Raw genomic sequence first — 556 nt, forward strand, 5'->3', positions numbered from 1 at the left:
AGCTGGGTTTCCCCATTCGGAAATCCTCGGATCAATGCCTGCTTACGGCTCCCCGGGGCGGTATCGTTGTTCGCCACGTCCTTCTTCGGCTCCTGGTGCCTAGGCATCCTCCGTGCGCTCTTACTAGCTTAACCTATCGTTCCGGTTGATTCGGCTTGTGCGCCGTTTTCATTTTGTTTCTCTGATCTCCTRAGACATCAAATRGTTGAAACAAAACGAAAAGAAGTCGCATCAATCACGAACAACCTTCACTAACAATTAAATCAATGTAGCTAAAGGATGTTTCAGCAATTCTTTTTCTTTCGTTATCCAGTTTTCAAGGTGCAATTTGTTTCCACCGCTTTCGCGGCAGGAGTGTTAGATTAACATATTCGCTTGTTACAATCAACCACTAAAAGTTGGTAACTCACTTGTATGATTTAATCCGCTTGGCGACGTCCTACTCTCCCAAGACCCTGCGGTCTAAGTACCATCGGCGCTGAAGGGCTTAACGGTCGTGTTCGGTATGGGAACGCGTGGTTCACCTCCGCCATCGCCACCAAACGGATGACTTGAC

At 47.8% G+C, this 556-nt stretch carries 2 rRNA genes; both read right to left on the reverse strand.

Going from position 1 to position 556, the window contains the following annotated elements:
* Positions 1–134: ribosomal RNA gene (locus tag AC1DPK_RS34270) — 23S ribosomal RNA — on the reverse strand; the annotation flags it as partial.
* 292 nt (positions 135–426) lie between these two features.
* Positions 427–543: ribosomal RNA gene (gene rrf, locus AC1DPK_RS34275) — 5S ribosomal RNA — on the reverse strand.
* Positions 544–556: the final 13 nt, after the last annotated feature.

Source organism: Paenibacillus sp. 01T424 (assembly GCF_056398745.1).